Here is a 19874-nt window from a genome sequence, read left to right on the forward strand (position 1 = left end):
GTCATTTTGACTCAAGCTCGCGATGTAAGTAATACAAACCCTATTTAATTAAATGTAAATAATTAGTAACTGTATTATTAATTACAAAATAAAAAAAGAAATATATTATTAAAATCACTGGAATAGGTAACAACCACCACAGAAAGCTTCGATATTGATCTAATTTTGGAGGAATAATTTGTAAATTATCATTTTTATATGCTAGAGGGAATGCAACAAACTCACTAGGATAATTTGCCATATTATACCCGTGGCTCAATTGTTCTAATGCAAAATTTTTATACTTTAGCAAATCAGGTTTATCGAGCGGCTTATGATAAACTCCTTCAAATCCTAAAACCAAACATCGGTAATAAATTCTAACTAAGTCATCTTGTTTGCTGGGAATTTTGCTTAAACGAGTAAAAAACTCTTCGCCCGCACTCGTTGTGTTAAAATATTCAGCTTGTAATAATTTATCTTGCCACTGTCTCACACCTATCCAGTTTGATTTTTGTACCAGTTCATCGATCCATGCACAGACCGCAAATAAAGCTGAATTTAAATTATATTTATCAACTTCATGTTCCTTCATTTTAATTTCAGCAATTAACGAAGTGATTTTGCCACGGAATTCATCATAACTAACGGTCGCAAATTGATGTGCATTTAAATCCCAAACGTATTTAAATAAATCATAAAAAATGGCTTGTAGATTCACTTTATCCTCCTACAGCGACAATATCGATCACAATGTCTACTGGTGTTTTTCCTAGATAAAATGCAACTTTTCTTTCCATCTCAATTTTGGACCACATTACGGATTTATGGTCAATATGATAATAAAGACAGTTTGCCCCTTTGGGTATTCCTTCAGGAGCCGAGAGAAGTCTGGAGATAGGTGCTCCGGGTAATGCAAAATCGATGTAATTTTCAATTTCTGAATAAACACATAACTTACCAAAATCTTTAATCATCTCCGCAATTTCTTCTTGATCCTCCTGAGCATAAATCACTAGGAAGTAACTTCTATCCTTTCGGATAAAACTGTTGCCAAGATCGGCATAATAATGATTTTTCTCTTTAACCATTCGACGAATGCGATCCGGATCGGCGGTAATAATGGTTAACAACTTGGTAACTAACGCCTCGATGAGTTTATAACTTTTACTCAGATCACTGTGATCATAAACAGGCATTGCGGTGATAGTTCCACTGCCGCCTTCAAAAAAATTAATTTCTGTTGAATAAAAGCTTAATTCACTGATTAGCTGTTGTAAAAGACCATAAACTTCCCAAGGATGAACGGTTTTGGCATTGAGCAAATGATCCATTACGGCAACATTTCGTAATAATGAACGGAGTGAAAACAATCGCGCAAAGTTGCTGTTGTCAATATGGGTGCTGTACGTATCAAGCGGCTGTTTAAATTGTTCTAATTTGCTCGTTGTTTTTACTAAATCATTCTGAATTCGGTTGAGCAGTGCAATTAAATTTTTGTGCGCATTAATGCTGACACAAGAAGGATAAAAATCAGGAGCATAATAAATTTCATCGTTGGTACGTCGTAACTCTGCCACCTGGATAATGGAGTAGTTATGCGTATTTTCAATTTCGAACTCCCAAAATAATTTGACTACATAAAATAATGATCGTAGATGAGCTTGTGCACCCTGGTGGTAGTAATCGGGGAGTTCATCTCCTGCACTGTAACTAATATAACGAGTACCCACACTATTTAAGTTTTCCAAACTTTCGATTGTGGTTACATTAGCTACATTTTTCGAGAGTTCCTTAACACCAATGTATACTTTCAGCGAATTGGCGTTTGCTGGCCAATCTGATTTAAATGATCGGGGTAAAAATTTGGCATTGACATCAATCTCAACAAACTCCCCACTGGGTAAAAAAAATGACATTTTTTCTATATCGAAAATGCCGCTTTTAAATGCCTTGTCATTGATTTCCAACTCGGAAAATCCCCAAAAAAATGGGGTTATGTAGCGTAAAAATTGCGAATGAATATAATGCTGATTGAGTTCAGTATATTGAAAGTGTTGCGGTTGTAAAAAAAGTCCATGTTCCCAATCAATCGGCGTATTCCAAATCATATTTATTTATCCCAATATTTTTTTAAGGACACACGATTCTTTGTTTTCGTGATTACGGTCTTTCTTGAAGAGCTTTCAGTGTAGTTAATCGCTTGAGAGCCAAATTCTAGATAAATCCCAAGTCGTCCCATCTGTTTTGTTTTTTTCCAAAAAGTAAGCGGATTCCATTTATTAAAGACGGGGACTTCATAGATACGAACTACCCCGGCAGGGGTTAAATTGTAATATCCGGCGACAACGAGAACTTTTTTGGTCTCAGCCATACGTGCAATGGTAAAGGTTTGGGTCATTCCAGGTGCAATAAAAAAAGTGCGAATGTGTACTTTCTTGTTCGTTTGGGTGATGTTGTCCGCTTCCGTATCCGCATCAAGTAATTGACTAATTCCTTCGGCAGTAACTATTTGGTTTTGCACATCTTCTAATTTTTCAATCTGGACTACACTGAATTTTAAAGTATGTTTTTTATGATCATATTCATTTAAGTCTTTGCTGGCTACAGCACGAATAAGAATAGCATTATCTTGATAGCTGCTGGCTAACTGGGGCTCTTTTTCTTTCCCACCCGTTGTGCAGCCACCTATAATGAAGATTAAGAAGCAAAATATTATTCTTAGCATGACTTTAATTTTATTATCCTTAAACCTGAGCGTTAATTAGGGGCTTTGATCATTTATCGTTCCACGTCCTGTAACGTGTTCTGAGAACTCCCCACAAATTTTTTCACTCTACGTACCGCAATGAAGGCGGGACATAGTCCTTCTAAGGGAATGAATATTTATTCCATGGTATCAGAACCTTTAAGGAAAACAATAGAAGCCTAGTGTATCACCTTTCTTAAAGGCCAAAATTATAAATTGTAACCAGCAAATTTAACGCAAAATAAATCAATCGTTCCAATCGGATTACTTACTATTATTCCTTATAATTTATTGATAATATAATTTTTTTTTAAGGGTTACAGCAACATCCCTTGAAAAAAATGAATTAATTGGACACAAAAATTACGGACTGAATTATTAAGGGGATAAAGAAATTGTTAAGAAAAATAGATGGACTTTTGCTAATGGTTTCCTGTGTCACCGGCATGCTGTCTCCAGTGGCTTTTGCTAAGGCCCCCTCAGTAAAAAAGCATGCTGTATGGAAAGACCAGGCTGAGAAATCAATCAATTGGCACTCTCTGAATTGGCGGGCCGTTTTAACTCTTTCAGGAGCTGCAGCTTTCGGTGACAGGGTAGGGACTTCAGAATTTATTCCAATTGCCGATCCGCTTGAAGACGAGTTTTTCGATTACGCACCGCATAGTTCAGATCAATCCAAATTTTTATTCGGTGTCTTCATGGGGGCAGAATATTTATTAAATCCTTCTTGGAATTTGCAATCAGGGTTTAGTTATTATCAACCTGCATCGTTCCATGTTAACGGTACAGTCACCCAAGGTTTGGATGAGCTATCCGTTGATTCATTTCCCTATGAGTACGATATTCAGGTTCGACAAGTTTTGTTTGAAAACAAACTCTTGTACAACTTGCCGTTTCAACCAGTAGTGCTGCATCCCTATGTTTCCGGAGGGATAGGTGTGGGCATAAATTCATTTCAGGACTTTGAAGTGACGATTACTCCACCATTCACCACCTTTAGTAATCAATTTAGCGATGAGACTCTTACTAACTTTTCGTATCGGGTTGGTGCTGGTATTGACGTTGACGTGAATAACTGGGTCCGAGTGGGTGTGGGTTATCGATTTGCAGACTTTGGTAAAGTAAAGTCAGGAAATGCTTCCATAGATCAGGTCCCTACATTTAACACAATATCACAATCCCATTTCTATACGAATGAAGTGATGGGGCAATTAACCTTTATCATGTAAAAGGATGAACATGAAACGTTACTCTCTTAATTCAATTGGTTTAGCTATTTTTTTAAACTCAATGACTAGTTATGCGTTACCTTTTAATATCATTCCCCAAGGCAAGTTGCCAACGACGATTTTTAAGGGGGAAACAGCCAATGCTTCGTATACAGTGACAAATAATACGAGAGCGACCCGTGTCAATAATTTTGTTAAATCGCTGCCACCCAATGTGACACAAGTTACAGACCCCACCGATCCAACGGTGTGCGGCAGCACTTTTGACTTGGGACCAAATGGTTCTATTAATCAGAGTTGTACATTAAAACTTAAGGTATCGGGTGAGGTAAATCGCGCCGATCCCAATTCTCAGCATCATTTATTTATTTGTCTTCCTGGCGGTAAAACCTGCGCAGGTCCTACGCCAGAAAATTCATTAAATGTGACGGTGGATAGTAATGGACCGGGTCTCACTACGATTTCGTTAGCAGTTGGTGCTTACGGAACGAATACAACCGGAGCGCCGGTTGTTTATAAAAGTAGCGATAATGGGATGACCTGGCCTACAGCGGTGCTTCCATCAGTTTCTGGAATTTCGAGTTTTCAAACCTTCCTTTTTGGGGTTGGATGCACTGGAAAATTCTGTACCACTATCGGTAATTATTTTACCAATAATGGCGCGGTGCAACCAATAAGTTATTCGACTAAAGATGGGGGTTCGACCTGGTCTGCAGTTAATGTACTGTCAACTAATGGCATTCCGGCAATAAATAATTATAACCAAATTAATGCAGTAAGCTGTTCGGGTTCAAATTGCACTGCGGTAGGTTTTAGCGGTCCTACGAGTGGAGGTACTCCGTTGCCACTGACTTATTCTAGTACAGATTATGGTACCACGTGGTCACCGCCTAATTTGCTTTCTATTGCCGCACTTCCTCCAGCAAACCAAGGAGCAAGGTTAGGCTCTGTTAGTTGTTCTGGAACCAATTGTACTGCTGTTGGTTTTTATTATGATAGTTTAGGCCACCGGATACCTTTAAGTTATTACAGTACCAATAATGGTGTGACGTGGTCATCAGCAATCCTTCCATCGACTGCTGGGCTTCCCGCTGGGAATACAGGTGCAAAATTGAATGGTGTGAGTTGTGTTGGCAATAATTGCACTGCTGTTGGTGAAACAGATGGACCGACTGATGTACCTTTTAGCTATACAAGCACTGATGCGGGACATTCTTGGTCTGAAGCAACACTCCTCTCATTGAGTGGCCTGCCCGTCGGCAGTGAAGGGGTCGGCTTAAATGGCGTAAGCTGTACTGGCACCCAGTGCGTTGCGGTTGGTCTATATCGAGATTCTAGCTTCGCCGTAGTTGCACCAGTAAGCTATAACAGCTCAAATAATGGCGTAACCTGGTCAAGCATTGTGCTTCCTCCAACGAACAATTTCCCCTCAGGCTTTGGGCGAGGAGAGTTGTTCGGTGTGAGTTGCATAGGAACAAACTGTTCGGCCGTAGGTTCCTATTCGGACACAAACAATATTTCGCTTCCTTTAGCCTACTATAGCGCAGATAACGGGGTGACTTGGACTACTGCTTTACCCAGTATATCCTCGATTTCAGGTGCTCTATTCGCTGTTCTTTTTGGAGTAGGTGGCTCTGAGAGCGGAAATTTACAGACTTAATCCATTTACAACGTATATAGCCCGGATGAGGTGCGTTCTTCATCCGGGATTACCTATCGCTAGAAGTATTCTACATTTGAACCCATGTCATGAAATTATTTTAACCAGTAACGCACTTTAAACATCTCAATATCTTTCTGTGGGGATAACCAGCTGACAACGCCTAAAATACTCGTTGTCTCGTGTGCCAGTCGTATCGGTTTGAAACACCCTTTGTCCAAAATGACTTCAATAAAATAGGAGAAGGGCTCCTTTACATAGAGTTGGAGGAGTAATTTGAGTTGGTTGATGTGTTCCGTATGGATTAAAAATTTAGGAAATACATCAGCACTTAGTGGGCCTATAGAAATTAATAAACTATTGCTCGTCGATTTAAATTGGCTTCCCAGGTACGCTGTTTTACTTAAGTGATGATTCGCTTTACCTAAAAGGCAATATTGTTCCTCAGGTATATCTTGTATTGATCGGAAAAATGAAGAAATATTAATCGGTACCTTGAAATAATCATTTAATAAACTTTTTAGACTCCAAATGGATTTATTATCTGCAACCCAGTGGCTGGAATAGCGCAGCAAATAATTGTAATTCGGTATTTTGTCTCGCAGCTCTTTTCCTGCCATCCCGATAAACCCAAAAAGCGCTTCTCTATAAATGGGATCGTGATGTTCTGCAAATTGTTCAAATATCCTATTTTTCGACCATGCTTCAAAAAGGATCTTGTAAAGTCGCTTATGAAAGATATCGAGCAAACATTTTACCTCATCCGAATCCTGATCATTATCTTGGATAAGTTGCTCTGTATAAAATGTAGGAAGTGGAGAAGTTGTGCCGTATAAACTAAAAAAAGTGGCAATTAGAGTAAAATGATTGGTGTCAGTATGACGTCGAATCTCATGAATGTCGGTTTCAGGAAAGGCCAAAGTTAATAGGGGAATGATATCTAATTTCCCGTTTAAGCCCTCGTGTTGTGCTTCATAGTCTATGAGATGGCCAAGCAAACGAATTGCTTGATAAAAATTAAAACTTTTAGGTTGAGTTAATAGCTTTTCTAAGATATTAAGCTCGGATTGTTCAACCTCGGCTGCCATTTCCATACCTCTTTAGTTCGAGCATTTTGTAAATGTAAGAGAGTGAATGTATTGATGGGGGCATTGAGTCCGAAAAAAACATCCATCATGCAGCCAAATAAATACATATCTCCAATGCATTTAAAACAATCAGGGTCACAAATGAGCGTAATATGAGACCCTGCGATCATCTCTCCATAATAAAGACGACGCGCTTTATTCACAATGATATTTTCAATCCCTTTGACTCTGCTCATATTCAATTGATAGTTTTCTCCTTTTTCATAGAGATACAAATTAAAAATATGTCTGAGGCGATTTTTATCCAAGAGTTGCAGTAAATTCAGTGCCAATAATGACTGAAAATTCCATATTAAAGCCTTATCATAAGTTGGAATTAAAAAAGAAGAGGGAGGGATAAGATTTGTATAAGTCAGATTTTCAGGTGAGCTGTCAGTGGGTAGGGTAATATCGCCTTTATCTAATAGTCTGGGTAAAGCCCCATTGCTGCACATAAGTTCTATGGATAAGGTTTCATCGACAGGAAATCCTTTATCAAAATCGTAGAAGAAACTAATGTAGGTATTTCGTCCAGGTCCAGTGACCGAAGGCCGATGATGATAGGTATATTTATAGTTTAAATTCAATTCTTGGTTAAAGTTTAATAAGTGATCATACTCAATACGTTTTCGTTCTTGCTGGCGGTATCCGGTAACCTTCTTTACATCATATACAGCATAGTTTTCACCAAAATCATGATTGGGGATAATTTGATAATCGGGTTGCTTATGATCCAGATAAATAGGTTCAGCATGATGATCAAACAAATTAATGATAGGTACGGCATGCAATACCAATTGTAAATTATCTAAACCCTCCATCCATTGAGGCACTTCTTCCAATTCAAAATTGATTTTAAAATCAAAACCATCAGTATTCCTTTGCCATTTTTCCAAACCAACCAAACGAAGAAAAAGAAACTTATAGGGTTGATGGAGATACTCATATAAAACGCGATGAGGGTGATGAATGTTGGGGGGAAGCGGGTATAACACCTCCTCATTATCAAAGCCACACGGTTGCAACTGATCTGGAGTTAAAACCAGTTTTTCTTCTCCTGGTGCTTCAATAGTAATTCTGCTAACAAACCGTTGCAGTAGATAAAAGGTATTACATGCATCATGCAAATTTTGATTAATAAAAAAGCGTAATGAAGAGGCTTGCCAATTTTTTAAGGTGATGCCGCAAAGATGGCAATTGATTTCGAATTGACTCACTCCACGAATTGAATCTTGAAAGTGAATACTCGTAATAGTAACGGGCTCTACTTGTATGGGGGTTGTCGTACGAAAGATACATTTCATCTCATTAATTGGAATAGAGGCTAATTCAGTCCCTTCAGGGACAAAAAGCGGTTCACCTAAGTTACTTTTAGGAATAAACTGAATGACTGACGTACTCGGTACTGGTTTTGAATAAAGCGTAAAAAATAACTGGGTTAAGTCATCTACCATTCCAGGTAATTTTTCATCAATGACCATCTGTACTTGGCTCGTAAGAAAAGCAACGCCTTCCAACAATCGCTCGATATCGGGATCAGTACTTTGTTCCCTTAACAAAGGAGCGATTGCGGGATAATGCTCTGCATACTCTCGGGCTAGTTTCCGTATTTTATTTAATTCATTCTGGTAATAATCAATTATCATTTCTCTGCCTTAGAGCCTGTTCAAAGTCTCTTGTCTTGGCTGTAAAACACTGATGTTCCTGCATCCAGCGGCTCTATTGAAAATCGTAGGTCATTCCCGCGATGGCGGGAAAGACAAAAAACAGTTGGGTAATGTGCGTATCCCTCCAAACTATTTATTCAATAACGCCCCTCACGCGAACGACTTTGCAGCGGCTCTTAGAGTTACAACGTAACAAGCACGCGTCCTTTGGTTGTTAAAATAGTAGTAAAGTAAACGTTGAGGCTATCAAATGACTTATGTAATTTCGCAAAAATATTACAGGTAATAATTTGCTTACTTGGTTCAATAAAAATTTGAGATACCTGAACAGATTCCAAACGTGGTTCATAACGAAGAATGATTTCTTCCAAATGAGTTCTTAATTCTTCTTGATAAGCAAAAGAGTAATCCTCAACAAGTATGGGTAATTCAGATAATCCGTACTCCTTATCAATTGGGACGCTACCTTGTCTTGTGGATAAGATTTTTTCAACGTGATTGCGTATGGATTCAATCAGTATGGATGAATCTAATCTAGCGGATAAAAGAGATCCCTGACGAGCATAGCGACGAACTCGTTCCGTTAAACGCTCTTCTCTCATTAACCAACTCGCATTAATTTAGTTAAATCCCATCCAAATTCTTGATTGTTCTTCTTATCCATTACTTTATAAACTGTAGGGCGCATATCCACAATGAATAAAGGGCCTGCTGGATGAGAATACGCATAATCTACCTCCAGGATTTTGGCTTTCTCTAGAGTAATCTCAACTGCGGCTTCAACTTCTCCAGAAGCGCTAGAGCGTAGGCAATGGATAATGGCCGAATTGATGTCCTCGCCGGTAAAGATGCTTTGAGTATGTGGTACAACGCCTGCCTGATCCCACAATCCGGTGAGACGAAAATATTTGCAATCGGGAACGCCAATCAGTTGATTTTGCGCATCGAATGCTCGCGTGATGCGTTGTTTAAAATCAAGTAGCGTAACCCATCCTTCATATCCTTTTACAGTACTGCTGCCTTTAACGACTCCGGAGGCCTGAGTAGTAATTTTTGCCATCAGTTTATACTGAGTCCTTGCAATCTCAGAGTCTGGTAACATAGGTAATATGGCTATGTCATTTCCCTCACTTTCATTTGAAGCCACTTTTATTCTCCTTGCTTAAGATCGAGACTACCCGTTAATTGTAATGTGATGTAAGCACCCATGAATTTAAAATGAGGTCGAACAATTAAGACGCATTTATACCATCCAGGCTCACCAGGAACATCTTCTACATTCACTTTTGCAAGTCTCAATGGTTTTTTTGCTCTGACTTCGGGGACTGGATTATCCATATCAACCACATAGCCATTAATCCAAGTATTTAACTCACGTTCTATATCATCACGTTCTTTCGCTAGACCAATTTTTTCACGTTGTATCACTTTCAGATAATGAGCAAGTCTGCAAATGATAAACATATAAGGAAACTGAGTTCCTAATCTATAATTCGTTTGAGCTGTTTTACCTTCAGGGGTATCTGGAAAATGTTTCGCTTTTTGGATTGAGTTTGCTGAGAAAAACGCAGCATTATCTGCCCCTTTTCGCATCGTGAGTGGAATAAATCCTTGCTCCGACAATTCATATTCACGACGTTCGGAAATGAGTAATTCAGTCGGGATTTTTGTTTGAATTTCACCCATGGCCTCAAAAAAATAAGAAGGTAAGTTTTCAACTGCCCCACCGCCTTGAGGACCAATAATGTTGACGCACCAACGATATTTGGCAAAACTTTGAGACAAGCATCCAGCAAAAGCAAAAGCACTATTTCCCCATGAAAACGCATTTTCGCCAGAACTTACATCTTCCTCATAATTGAATGAACGAACCCCATAAGTGTCTTTACCGTAGGGCATTCGTAGCATAAAACGAGGTAAAACCAGGCCTATATATCGTGAATCTTCGGATTCCCGTAAACTGTGCCAAGGAATGTACACAGGGCTTTCAAATATTGCTTCGATGTCATTCAAATGAGGTAATTCAGACATGGATTTGATATTGAAAAACTCAGGACTCGCTGCGGCTATGAAAGGGACATGGGCCATCGCACAAACAGCCGCGATATTTCTGAGCAGCGTGACATCTTTATAACTTGGAGTAAATGAGTAATTACCAATGATGGCACCATAAGGCCTACCACCAAATTGACCGTATTCTTTGGTATAAACTTGTTTATACAAGCCTGATTTGGGTATTTCAGGTGCATCAATAAAGTCATCAAACAGTTCATCTTTTGATACATGAATGAATTCAATCAAACTGTTTTCACGGAAATCGGTACGGTCGACTAAATATTTTAAACTGCGCCATGCGGATTCGAGTTTTTGAAACTCAGAATTATGGAGGACTTCATCCATTTGTACCGACAGTTGCTTATCCAATATCGCAATCACGTCATCCACTAAAGCAGGGGTTACCGTTTCATCGGTGCGTTTGTTTTCAATAATATTATCAATAAAAGCAAGCAAACCTTTCTGGGTGAGGGCATATTGCTCTTCATCCTCAGTAATGTTGGTTCCTGCAAATAACTCCTGCAGCGCTATTTCTTCTTTTTTCTTAGCATTATCTTGTGCATCAGCCATGGCTGTCTCCTTGATCCTGCGGCTTTATTTTTGGGGGCTTATTTCTTGTCCTTAATTTCCTTGATGAGTGCCTCGCGTGCTGCAGAATCTTTAACAATAGCATCCAATCTGCGTCGAAACTCCGGAATATTTCCAAGTGGGCCCTTTAATGCTTTTAATGCTTCTCGTACCTCAAAGAGTTTTTGTAACTGTGGGACTTGATGTAAGATTCCATCAGGATCAAAGTCTCTCATTGTTTCAAATTTTAAATCAATGCTCACAGTATCGTCTTTGTTTTTACTAAAACGATTGGGTACGCGAAGGGATAATTTAATGTGGTGTTCTTTGAGCACGTCATTAAAATTGTCTTTGTTGATATTAACGGTGCGACGTTTTTCTAAAGGAGTGTTGTCTCCTCCTGGATAAAACTCTCCAAGAACGAGTTGACGTAAAGGAAGTTCAATCTCTTCCTCAACTCCCTCTATCAGCGCTTTATAAACAATATTAATACGTTCCTTTGGAGCGACAGATTGTTCCTTATTAGTCATTTTTTATCCTTAATAAACCGAATTCATTATAATAAAAAATCCTGTAATAATAAAAAATTAGCATATATTTCAAGATTTACAAAATTATTCCAGAAACAATTTTGTTTCTTTATCTCGAGGGGGGGCGGGTAAAACCCCATCGGAACGCAGAGCTAGGGTATGGAGAGTCTTCGCTGCACTTGGGAGCACAGGGTATAAAACCTTTCCTAAGTATTGGATTTACTCTTTTGATTCTTCAATATAACCTGGGGTATGAATTGTGGGGGCTAATACGTGGCCGGTATCGGCAAGTTCCACTCCCTTTCCGGCTTTTGCCAAAACAGGAGAAACCAGTGATTCATTGGCTTTACTCAGCTGATTGACCAAAGTTGCTCCAGCCTCCGCTGTGGCTTCCAATCCAGGAATCTCCTCTTTAGCGGCAACCCAGGCAGCCGCTGCCGATGCTCGGAGCGTTGCAGTTAAACCTGTAGCCATTACCAATTCCTCTTCAACAATAGCTTCAGCCAGTGCTGCGGCTGCTTCTGCTGCTTCCCCTGCTTCAGGACCGAGTTCTACCATGGGACCTCCAGACATCTCGCCTGATATATTGACAATGACGCTTGCCAAATTGATTGTTGGCGCCGCTAAGGTGATTGCCGTTTCAGCAACAAACTCAAGAGCGGGTGCTTGTAAGGTAATTGCACCATCGGTAATGGTAATCGAACTGGTCCCGACCGTCAGTGAAATGCTTTCCTCGGCTTCCAACATCACAACTGGGGCTGTTTTTAAACTCGTCGAACTGTCTTCTTCATAACGCCAGCCACTAGTAAGTTTCACCTGAAATCCAGAAGTTACATCGATGGTGGCACCGGTTCGTTCTATAAAATCAAGTCCCAAGACGGATTGGGCTCGGGCACCATAATACACATAATAAGCGGCCCCTTTATTCGAATAAGAAGTAACACCCCAGACATCCGTGAAGTTGTTACCGCCAATATTCTGCGCCTGATGTCCGGATATCTCACTGATAGAGTTTTTTTCAATCCGTTGATAGGCGTTACTTTTAGTATTGAGAAAAAAGCCTGCATCAAGTTGTGATTCAAATACATTATCAGTACCCAGAGTTAAGGTGGTTTCATTATGAGGTGTTGAGAGCTGTATCCCTTTAGTATCGCCATCCTGTTCATTGATGAAGAACAGATTTTCTTCTTTAGTATAAAGCCCCATATAATTTTGATTTTTTGAGGTAATCACATTTCGATGCGTGGAATTATTCACGGTACCCAATAGGATCGGTAGATCAGGATTACCAAATTGAAAACCGATGAGTACTTCATCGCCTTTACGAAGTGGCAGGCTAAATGCGTAATGGTCGCCAATATAGGATTCCATTTTGCGTACCCATCCAGAGCCTTTACCTGGCTTATCATTACTAATGGCAATTCGAAATTTGTAGAATCCTTTTTTACTGATTTGGACGGTATTATCGTCCCCCTCATGATCGACAAAACCGGGTAACATGCCATGGATGCGCGGCGTTCGATCTTGGATGGTTTGTCTGTAGGCAACGGATTTATTGATCGCTTTATACTCACATTTAAAATAATCTTCAGGGTGGTGTTCCTCGCCACTGTGAAGTGATGCAAAGGAGCGCTTTTGCGAGCCATGATAGGTACTTTCAACAATCAACATCGGAATGTTTAATGAAGCCACTTTGAAATTTTTATGGTGAATGATTGTTCCTGGATTAATGAAAGATCCTGAAGAAATTCCCGTTAAAATTTCTTTTTTCCATAGATAACTTTCGCTAATAAATTTCGCGAATTGCTGATTCTCCTGATTGCTTTTGATGTGTTCTGCCCAATACACTATTTCGCCGTGGCCCATTGCATCAATAATCGCTTTCGAAGAATAGGGCTTTGATGATTGCTCGGAGTTATATGCTTTGACGGTCACCTTTTGTGGCAGTGCCTGGGTAGTCAATTGAAAATTGTATACCAAATTTGCTGTAGGGTTATTTTGACTGGCCAGAGTATAAGACTGGTAATACATTTCATGGATGTCTTGATTATTCTTGAGAGTAGAATTGGCATCGGTTATGACTAATTTTTCCTCGTTCTTCTCTTGAGTAAAGTAATAAAATAATCCTTCAAGCTCCATCCAACGGGTAATGAAATCCCAATCCATTTCATTGTATTGAAAAATAAACTCTCTGGGTTTATGTTCCATGATTAAGTCGAGTTCAACTTGCGTTATTCCATTTTTATTCAATAGGTGTTTAATGACTTGAGGTATCGATTTATTAAGAAATACTTCTGTATTTCGGATGTGTTGTAGACGATGAACTTTAGGCATGAATTGAATTTTATAGCGGTAATGCTTATCGTAATTATCCAGTTGAGTAAACGAGACAACCTCGCCATTTAACGGAGTTGTTCCTCCGCCTTTTTTAGCAAATTGTAATTGTACTTTTTGGCTCATGACTTGTTGTGCGTGAATGGGGGTTTTGCTTACAAACTCAACGGTGAAGCAATATAACGAGGAAATAGCCAGGGTGCCTGAAAATTCGATGACAATGATTTCTGACGGAGCACCGCCTGGGATTTGTAATTTGGGCATCAATACCTTGGCTTGCATGAAGACTCCTGTGCCTCGATCGTTAAGGGGTACGAAAAACATCCTGTTCTAAAAAAGAATGAGGTTTTTGCACTCTAGATGGATGCATTGACAATAACGAAGGATTCTTATTCATGTCAAGGTAGTTAGATACCCCCGTCTTTTTCATGTAAGCTCATTGACAACCCATAGTACATCCCGCATATTGTCAGCAACGTTCGAAGTTGATGTTGCATTAGGACTACTCTTCAAAGATGAAGATATTTAAAGAGAAATCACATACCGTAATCACCTTCAATTACCGCCATCAGGGCAAATCAAAATTAGCCATTACGATTATGGCCATGTTTTCTTTCGCAAAACAAAATCAATTCCTTAGTTATGCTGATTTTTGGCGTGTGGCCAAAAAATCATTTAATTTTAAGGAAGGAGAATTTATTGATTTACATATGGCAAAGCAAAGGGCTGAGTTTTTGGTTAAAGGCTCCTGCTACAGCTATGATCGTGAAACCCGCCAAAGTTTTGTGACAGTGACTTTGGACAATCGGGAAAAACAACTCACGGTATGGGGTGACAGGCGATGGCTAAAGGATGAGGAACACTATCGTTTATCTCAAGCAGAGCAGTTCACAAAAATCCCGATTACTTTAAACAACGCTTACGGGGGAATGGAGCATGAACTTAATCCCGATGGGACGGGATGGGTAAAACACACAGAAACCATCTCCGAAATTAAGGTACCGAATGTGGAATTGCCAGGGCAATTGATAAAGCACCCCAATGATACTCCTGCACCTGCCTTATTAGTACCCTACTCGCCAACCTGCAGGTACCAACTGAGTAAATTCGGTACAATTGATGAAGAATGGTTACGCAATGAAAGTCCTTACTATCCTGCAGATATTGATTGGCTCTATTTTAATCTTGCCCCAGCAGATCAACAACGAGAGATTTTCTTTAAAGGGGATGAACGATTTTCCTGTATTCATATGCATCCTGAGAAAAAAAGCATCGAGGGTCAATTGCCAGGACTGCGTCTACGTTGTTTTTATAAACGGATTCATAGCACCGATCGCCTCAGTGAGCTTCAGGTGAATTTGGATACCATTTGGCTATTGCCCGATCAAGAAAAGGGAATACTCATTTGGCATGGCATTATCGATACCCAGGATATTGCTGCTAATGATATTGAGTTTATCTATAGTGTGAATGAAGTTTTGGCCGAAGCACCTAAGGATATCGATTATTATGCGACCCGGCGTAGCAAACCCAAAGAGGTAGTCCCTGAAAAACTACGCAGCAAGTCCAAAACGACCAATCAATCCGTATTAAGGGGATTGGGTTTTAATTTAGATGAAGCAGTCAATGAAATTGTAGAGCATGTATTTCCAGAAAGGAAAAAATATTTGGAGCAGAATACAGCGCTTCAGATATTTCAGGGAAAAACTCCGACAGAGTCGCTTTTGGCTATGGAGCAGTACTTTAAAAATCGCAACCAAGAATTTCCTTCCCCTGCCTCATTAAAAAATAAGCTCAGAGCAGAATTACACACTGAAAAAATACCTTATACAGGCAATAGGCAGGGGAGGCAATTTCTGGATTTTCTTAAAAAGCAGATCACGAACAGAACTTCTTCAAAATCCACACAATCTGAAGAGTTAGGCCGGTTTGAAAAGCTCGAACAACAGATTGAATATCTGGATCAAGTCAGTGCAATCACTCAATTTCGAACAGGGGCAGTTCGTACTTCAGCCTATTCACGTGAGGCAGTTGTTACAGGTCTAAAAGAGGGAAAAGATTTTTCTGGAGAAAATTTGGCAGGAATTGATTTATCGGATTTGGATTTATCAGGAATTAATTTATCAGGCTGTAATTTAAGCGCATGTAACTTGACACGCACGAGGTTAATCGAAGCCAATTTATCAATGGCCACATTATTCGATGCTCATTTATCTGAGACACAGCTGGTCCATGCCAATTTAACCAATGCACTAATTAAAAATTCTGGGTTGAATGGGACCAATTTTTCGGAAAGTTGTCTGCAGCATGCATCGATTGAGGACTGTTCTGGTGAAAAGATGAATTTCGCTAACGCTATTTTAAATCGAGTGCATTTTAAGAAATGCCACTTTCATGAAGGGCACTTTGTTGGCATAAAAGCTAATTTTCTTGATATGGTAGACTGCACGTTTGAGGGGAGTGATTTTACTGAAGCGAGAATGCAATTTGCGAGTGTTCATCAAGGCGATTGGCGCACGATTAATTTCTCGAAAGCGGATTTGTCGCATGCGCATTTTGTAGGCATTCAATTATCGGTTGTAGTCGGGAATCATCTAATCGCCCCTCATCTTTCACTGACTGATTGTACTATTGAACATCTTGTTTTAGATAAGAGTCAGTGTGAGCGCCTTAGTTGTAAAGGGTCAACTATCTCTGAGAGTACTTTTTCGAATAGTGAGTTAACCCGACTCAATTTACAGAACGCCAAGGTAGCGCAAAGCCATTTTATCCAATGCAATTTGACTCATCTACGTGGCAATAAGCAAACCAAAATATCATTGAGTCATTTTGAGCAATGCAATTTGAGCAATTCGGCCTTACTCGGTGGTCACTATGAAGGCCTTACGGTGACCGATTCCAGCTTGGATGCATCTCAGGTAGTGCACAGCACCTGGAAAACCGCCATTTTCCGCAAATGCAGCGCAAAAAAATTCAGGTTTGTGAATTCAACCATTGATGCATGTTCTTTTCAGGACATCAATTTTTTTCAGGGTATATTCCATAGTTCAACTTTTGAAACAACGACATTCAATCATTGTAATTTATACAGTATCGCGTTCACTGGTTGCCAACGGAAGGAAGTCACTATCGATGATTGCCTTGTGAAAAAATTGACTTTAAATCAGGAGGAACAACCTTCATGAATGCTGAAGAATTGGCAACCAAGCTGGCGCAAAGGAAAATCATCCAAAACGTTGCCTTCGACTCTATGACCATTGAAGGAATTGAGGTGCTGCGTGCAGTATTTGTGGCAGTTGATTTTAAGAATGTGGTGTTTAAGGAGGTGAAGTTTATGGCCTCTGTCTTTGAAAAATGCCGTTTTGAACACGTTACATTTGAAGCATGCACTATGCAGTTGTGTACGGTTACTTCTTGTACCATAAACCATTTAACCAGTAAGCAAACCAATTGGAGTTCTTCTCTGTTTCGATTAAATGAAGGCTCCATTTATCTGCATGCAACCGAATCTAATTTTTCGAATAGCAAATTGCTTGGACATAATTTGCAAAAGAGCCATTTTAAAAATTGCACCTTAAATCAAACGAATTTTTCAAAATGTGACTTGTCTGAGTCCGTTTTTATGAATTCTACCATGGAAAAATGTACTGCAAAAAACGCACGCTTTGTTTCGGTTTTATTTGATACCGTTAATTTAACGGCAGCAAATTTTGAGGCCAGTGAGTTTAGTAAAATTAAGTTCACTCACTGCAATCTTTTTAGAAGTTTGTTTATTGCAGCGAAGATTTCTGAGTCTGATTTTTCTGTCGCTTCAGGAATAAAACAGCTCAATTTATTTAAAGCAACTATTAATCAAACCACGTTTAAGGGATTGGACTTCGCACCCGCTGTTTTACAGAAAACCCAATTAAATGGGGTTGATTTTTCCGATTGTCACCTCAATCAATGCAATTTGAGTCAGTCCCAAATAAGTCATTGTCTTTTTGTTGCTGCCGATTTAACTCAGTCTTTGATTGAAGAGTCCGACATTCAGAATTCTTCATTCACTAAGGCGGTACTCAATTACGCTCGCTTCAATAACAGCCATTTAACGGCTTGCGACTTCTCTGAATCAAAATTAAACCTTGCTTCTTTACACCAGATCACTGAAGAGCAGGTCAATTGGGCGTATGCAGAACGCGATACGGTATTGAAAACAAATCCCGAATTATTGGAAGCAGAACAGTGGTCATAGAAATAAAAGGAGTCCATCATGCTTGAACCTGAATTAACAATTACTGGCACTCAGGGTGAATTAGTGAAAGGGAAAATTAAATTTTTTTCAGACGATGAATATCATATCCTGATTCAAGGTCATTTAGTGAATGCTCAACCTGCATTTTCATGCGTTATCACCCCTATAGTTGATGATGAAGTGTTGTTGTTCAAAGAGGCAAATAACTATTATATTTTGTCGATTATCCATCGTCCAAAACCCGCTCCTGTGACCATGAAACTAGGGGAGCACGTGAGTCTTATTGGCGAGCATCATGATTTGAAATTGAATGCGCCTCATATTCATCTGGTTGCTCAAGAAAGCATAAATTTAAGTTCGTCCACCCAAAATATTGATTGCAACCAAGGGGCATTCTCAATAAAAAATGCTTCATTTAACGGGGATGTACTTAACTTTTCCTATCAATCATTAAACCTGATGTGTCAGTACATTCAAACGATTAGTGACACAATTAATACGCAAGCAATACGTCTCTATCAGCAAATCAATGAACTCGAGCATCAATTAGTAGGTCACTTACGAAGTATTGTACAACACAGCTATCGGATTGATTGTGAGGAAATGGAAATTTATGCTCAGGGTGATGCAAAGATTGCGGCGAAACAAGTTCAGTTAGGATAAATAAAATGACAATGGCGTGTATGATAGGTGGCGAGGTGATGACTCCGGGCCCCATTGATGTATGCAAAATGCCCCCGCGCGGAACGCCTAACCCGTTTATGAATATTGGTACCTGGCTGATGTGTGTTGATTTCGTGCCCACGGTTTTAATCAACGCATCCCCAAGCTGTAATACAGGAACTATTATTCCTGAGTCGAATGGAGATCAAGCGGGGACCATGGGAGGCGTTCTTTCAGGAACATTTATGGCTTTAGTGACCCCATTAACGGGTGCCTTTAATGTACTTTTAGATGGCTTACCCGCAAATAATCTAGGGATGACGGACACTTTTTCAAATGATACAAACACCATGGGCATTTATTCAGTGCCCTCACAAACAGACGTTATTGCGCTGTAAATAGGGGGCCTGGGTTGGGCGTAAGCCGTACCTCGCTGGGTTATTAACAGGATTAAAGTTCAACCAGCCGCTTGCCCTGAGCTTAGCCCGCCTTTGATTAATCTCACTACGGTCTGATTGCTTTATAAGTGAGGTTTAATTTGGTCATATACGGAAGCTTCTATCCCAATATGGAAAAAGCCGTCGAAAGCATGTAAGGGTACGTCCATTACTTGCGCAAAAGTATGATAGATAGAATTACTATTAATAGTGGCAGATAAAGGAATAGTGAATCCAGCGAATGGATAATCAAGATCCAAGTCGTTAATTGCCTTCACCGCGTTTATTGCGCGTAACCAATGGTGCACACAATCCTCTTTTTGATACATGGTGAAGTAGGCATGAATAGGCAGTGCAAAAGAACTGAGTGGTAAACCATGTTGATGCGCGAACCGGGGATCATAAGTAAGGCCAAATGCCCTTAAACTATGGTCTCTGCGGTAGCCAATAGGGACAATGCATCCAGTACTTCGTGACATAGCAAGGCCATGCAATTGGGCGATTACCGTATTTCGCTCCAGATCTCTTAAAATCCAAAAGTCATGCACAAAACGATTCAAATAAGGAATGGGTAAACGAAACATAGCCGCTTGAATGCAATAGGTCATAAAAATCTCCCGTTCGGTCCTGTCCCTGATTGAAT

Annotated in this window: 17 protein-coding genes; 6 read left to right on the forward strand and 11 right to left on the reverse strand. The window is 39.7% G+C overall.

All coding sequences use genetic code 11. The annotated features are described in order from the left end of the window. Positions 1-40: 40 nt before the first annotated feature. The 3 genes from OQJ13_RS10275 to OQJ13_RS10285 are packed head-to-tail and all read right to left on the reverse strand — an operon-like array spanning position 41 to position 2707. Entirely contained in the window at positions 41-700 is a 660-nt protein-coding gene (locus OQJ13_RS10275; protein WP_265710756.1) for a DotU family type IV/VI secretion system protein, read from the reverse strand. A gap of 1 nt (position 701) precedes the next feature. Next, entirely contained in the window at positions 702-2090 is a 1389-nt protein-coding gene (gene tssK, locus OQJ13_RS10280; RefSeq protein ID WP_265710757.1) for a type VI secretion system baseplate subunit TssK, read from the reverse strand. Positions 2091-2092: 2 nt separating this feature from the next. After that, positions 2093-2707: a type VI secretion lipoprotein TssJ gene (locus tag OQJ13_RS10285; RefSeq protein WP_265710758.1), complete on the reverse strand. Its 615-nt coding sequence runs from the start codon at positions 2705-2707 to the stop codon at positions 2093-2095. Between the two features lie 416 nt (positions 2708-3123). Between OQJ13_RS10285 and OQJ13_RS10290 the strand changes: the two genes are divergently transcribed. Then, positions 3124-3957, forward strand: coding sequence for an outer membrane beta-barrel protein (locus tag OQJ13_RS10290; RefSeq protein WP_265710759.1), 834 nt, complete (start codon positions 3124-3126; stop codon positions 3955-3957). Positions 3958-3967: 10 nt separating this feature from the next. Further along, positions 3968-5617, forward strand: coding sequence for a sialidase family protein (locus OQJ13_RS10295; RefSeq protein WP_265710760.1), 1650 nt, complete (start codon positions 3968-3970; stop codon positions 5615-5617). Between the two features lie 95 nt (positions 5618-5712). On the opposite strand, the gene tssG is transcribed toward OQJ13_RS10295, so the two are convergent. From tssG to OQJ13_RS10330, 7 genes are all read right to left on the reverse strand, one after another. Beyond that, positions 5713-6705 carry a type VI secretion system baseplate subunit TssG gene (tssG, locus tag OQJ13_RS10300; RefSeq protein WP_265710761.1) on the reverse strand — a complete coding sequence of 331 codons (993 nt, stop codon included), beginning with the start codon at positions 6703-6705 and terminating at the stop codon, positions 5713-5715. Beyond that, complete coding sequence (gene tssF, locus OQJ13_RS10305; protein WP_265710762.1) at positions 6666-8390, reverse strand: type VI secretion system baseplate subunit TssF; 1725 nt, start codon at positions 8388-8390, stop codon at positions 6666-6668. Before tssF ends, tssG begins: the two co-directional genes overlap by 40 nt. Before the next feature lie 203 nt (positions 8391-8593). Beyond that, entirely contained in the window at positions 8594-9013 is a 420-nt protein-coding gene (tssE, locus tag OQJ13_RS10310) for a type VI secretion system baseplate subunit TssE (protein ID WP_265710763.1), read from the reverse strand. After that, positions 9013-9558: a type VI secretion system tube protein Hcp gene (locus OQJ13_RS10315; RefSeq protein WP_265710764.1), complete on the reverse strand. Its 546-nt coding sequence runs from the start codon at positions 9556-9558 to the stop codon at positions 9013-9015. The genes tssE and OQJ13_RS10315 overlap by 1 nt, the downstream gene beginning before the upstream one ends. A 2-nt stretch (positions 9559-9560) precedes the next feature. Continuing rightward, positions 9561-11036: a type VI secretion system contractile sheath large subunit gene (gene tssC / locus OQJ13_RS10320; protein WP_265710765.1), complete on the reverse strand. Its 1476-nt coding sequence runs from the start codon at positions 11034-11036 to the stop codon at positions 9561-9563. A 38-nt stretch (positions 11037-11074) separates the two neighbouring features. Then, positions 11075-11563 (reverse strand): type VI secretion system contractile sheath small subunit, encoded by a 489-nt coding sequence (tssB, locus tag OQJ13_RS10325; protein WP_265710766.1) that lies wholly within the window; start codon positions 11561-11563, stop codon positions 11075-11077. Between the two features lie 219 nt (positions 11564-11782). Then, positions 11783-14179, reverse strand: a complete 2397-nt coding sequence (locus tag OQJ13_RS10330; RefSeq protein WP_265710767.1) for a type VI secretion system Vgr family protein — start codon at positions 14177-14179, stop codon at positions 11783-11785. A 233-nt stretch (positions 14180-14412) separates the two neighbouring features. Between OQJ13_RS10330 and OQJ13_RS10335 the strand changes: the two genes are divergently transcribed. Genes OQJ13_RS10335 through OQJ13_RS10350 form a run of 4 tightly spaced genes read left to right on the forward strand, consistent with a single transcriptional unit; the run spans position 14413 to position 19192 of the window. Further along, entirely contained in the window at positions 14413-17082 is a 2670-nt protein-coding gene (locus tag OQJ13_RS10335) for a DUF2169 family type VI secretion system accessory protein (protein ID WP_265710768.1), read from the forward strand. Continuing rightward, on the forward strand, positions 17079-18131 hold the full coding sequence (locus OQJ13_RS10340) for a pentapeptide repeat-containing protein (RefSeq protein ID WP_265710769.1): 1053 nt from the start codon (positions 17079-17081) through the stop codon (positions 18129-18131). Before OQJ13_RS10335 ends, OQJ13_RS10340 begins: the two co-directional genes overlap by 4 nt. 18 nt (positions 18132-18149) lie before the next feature. Then, on the forward strand, positions 18150-18794 hold the full coding sequence (locus tag OQJ13_RS10345; RefSeq protein ID WP_265710770.1) for a DUF3540 domain-containing protein: 645 nt from the start codon (positions 18150-18152) through the stop codon (positions 18792-18794). A 5-nt stretch (positions 18795-18799) separates the two neighbouring features. Next, a complete protein-coding gene (locus tag OQJ13_RS10350) occupies positions 18800-19192 on the forward strand; it encodes a PAAR-like domain-containing protein (protein WP_265710771.1) in 393 nt (130 codons plus the stop codon). Positions 19193-19314: 122 nt separating this feature from the next. On the opposite strand, the gene OQJ13_RS10355 is transcribed toward OQJ13_RS10350, so the two are convergent. Then, on the reverse strand, positions 19315-19839 hold the full coding sequence (locus tag OQJ13_RS10355) for a hypothetical protein (protein WP_265710772.1): 525 nt from the start codon (positions 19837-19839) through the stop codon (positions 19315-19317). Between the last annotated feature and the right edge of the window lie 35 nt (positions 19840-19874).

Source organism: Legionella sp. PATHC035, assembly GCF_026191115.1.
Classification (GTDB): domain Bacteria; phylum Pseudomonadota; class Gammaproteobacteria; order Legionellales; family Legionellaceae; genus Legionella.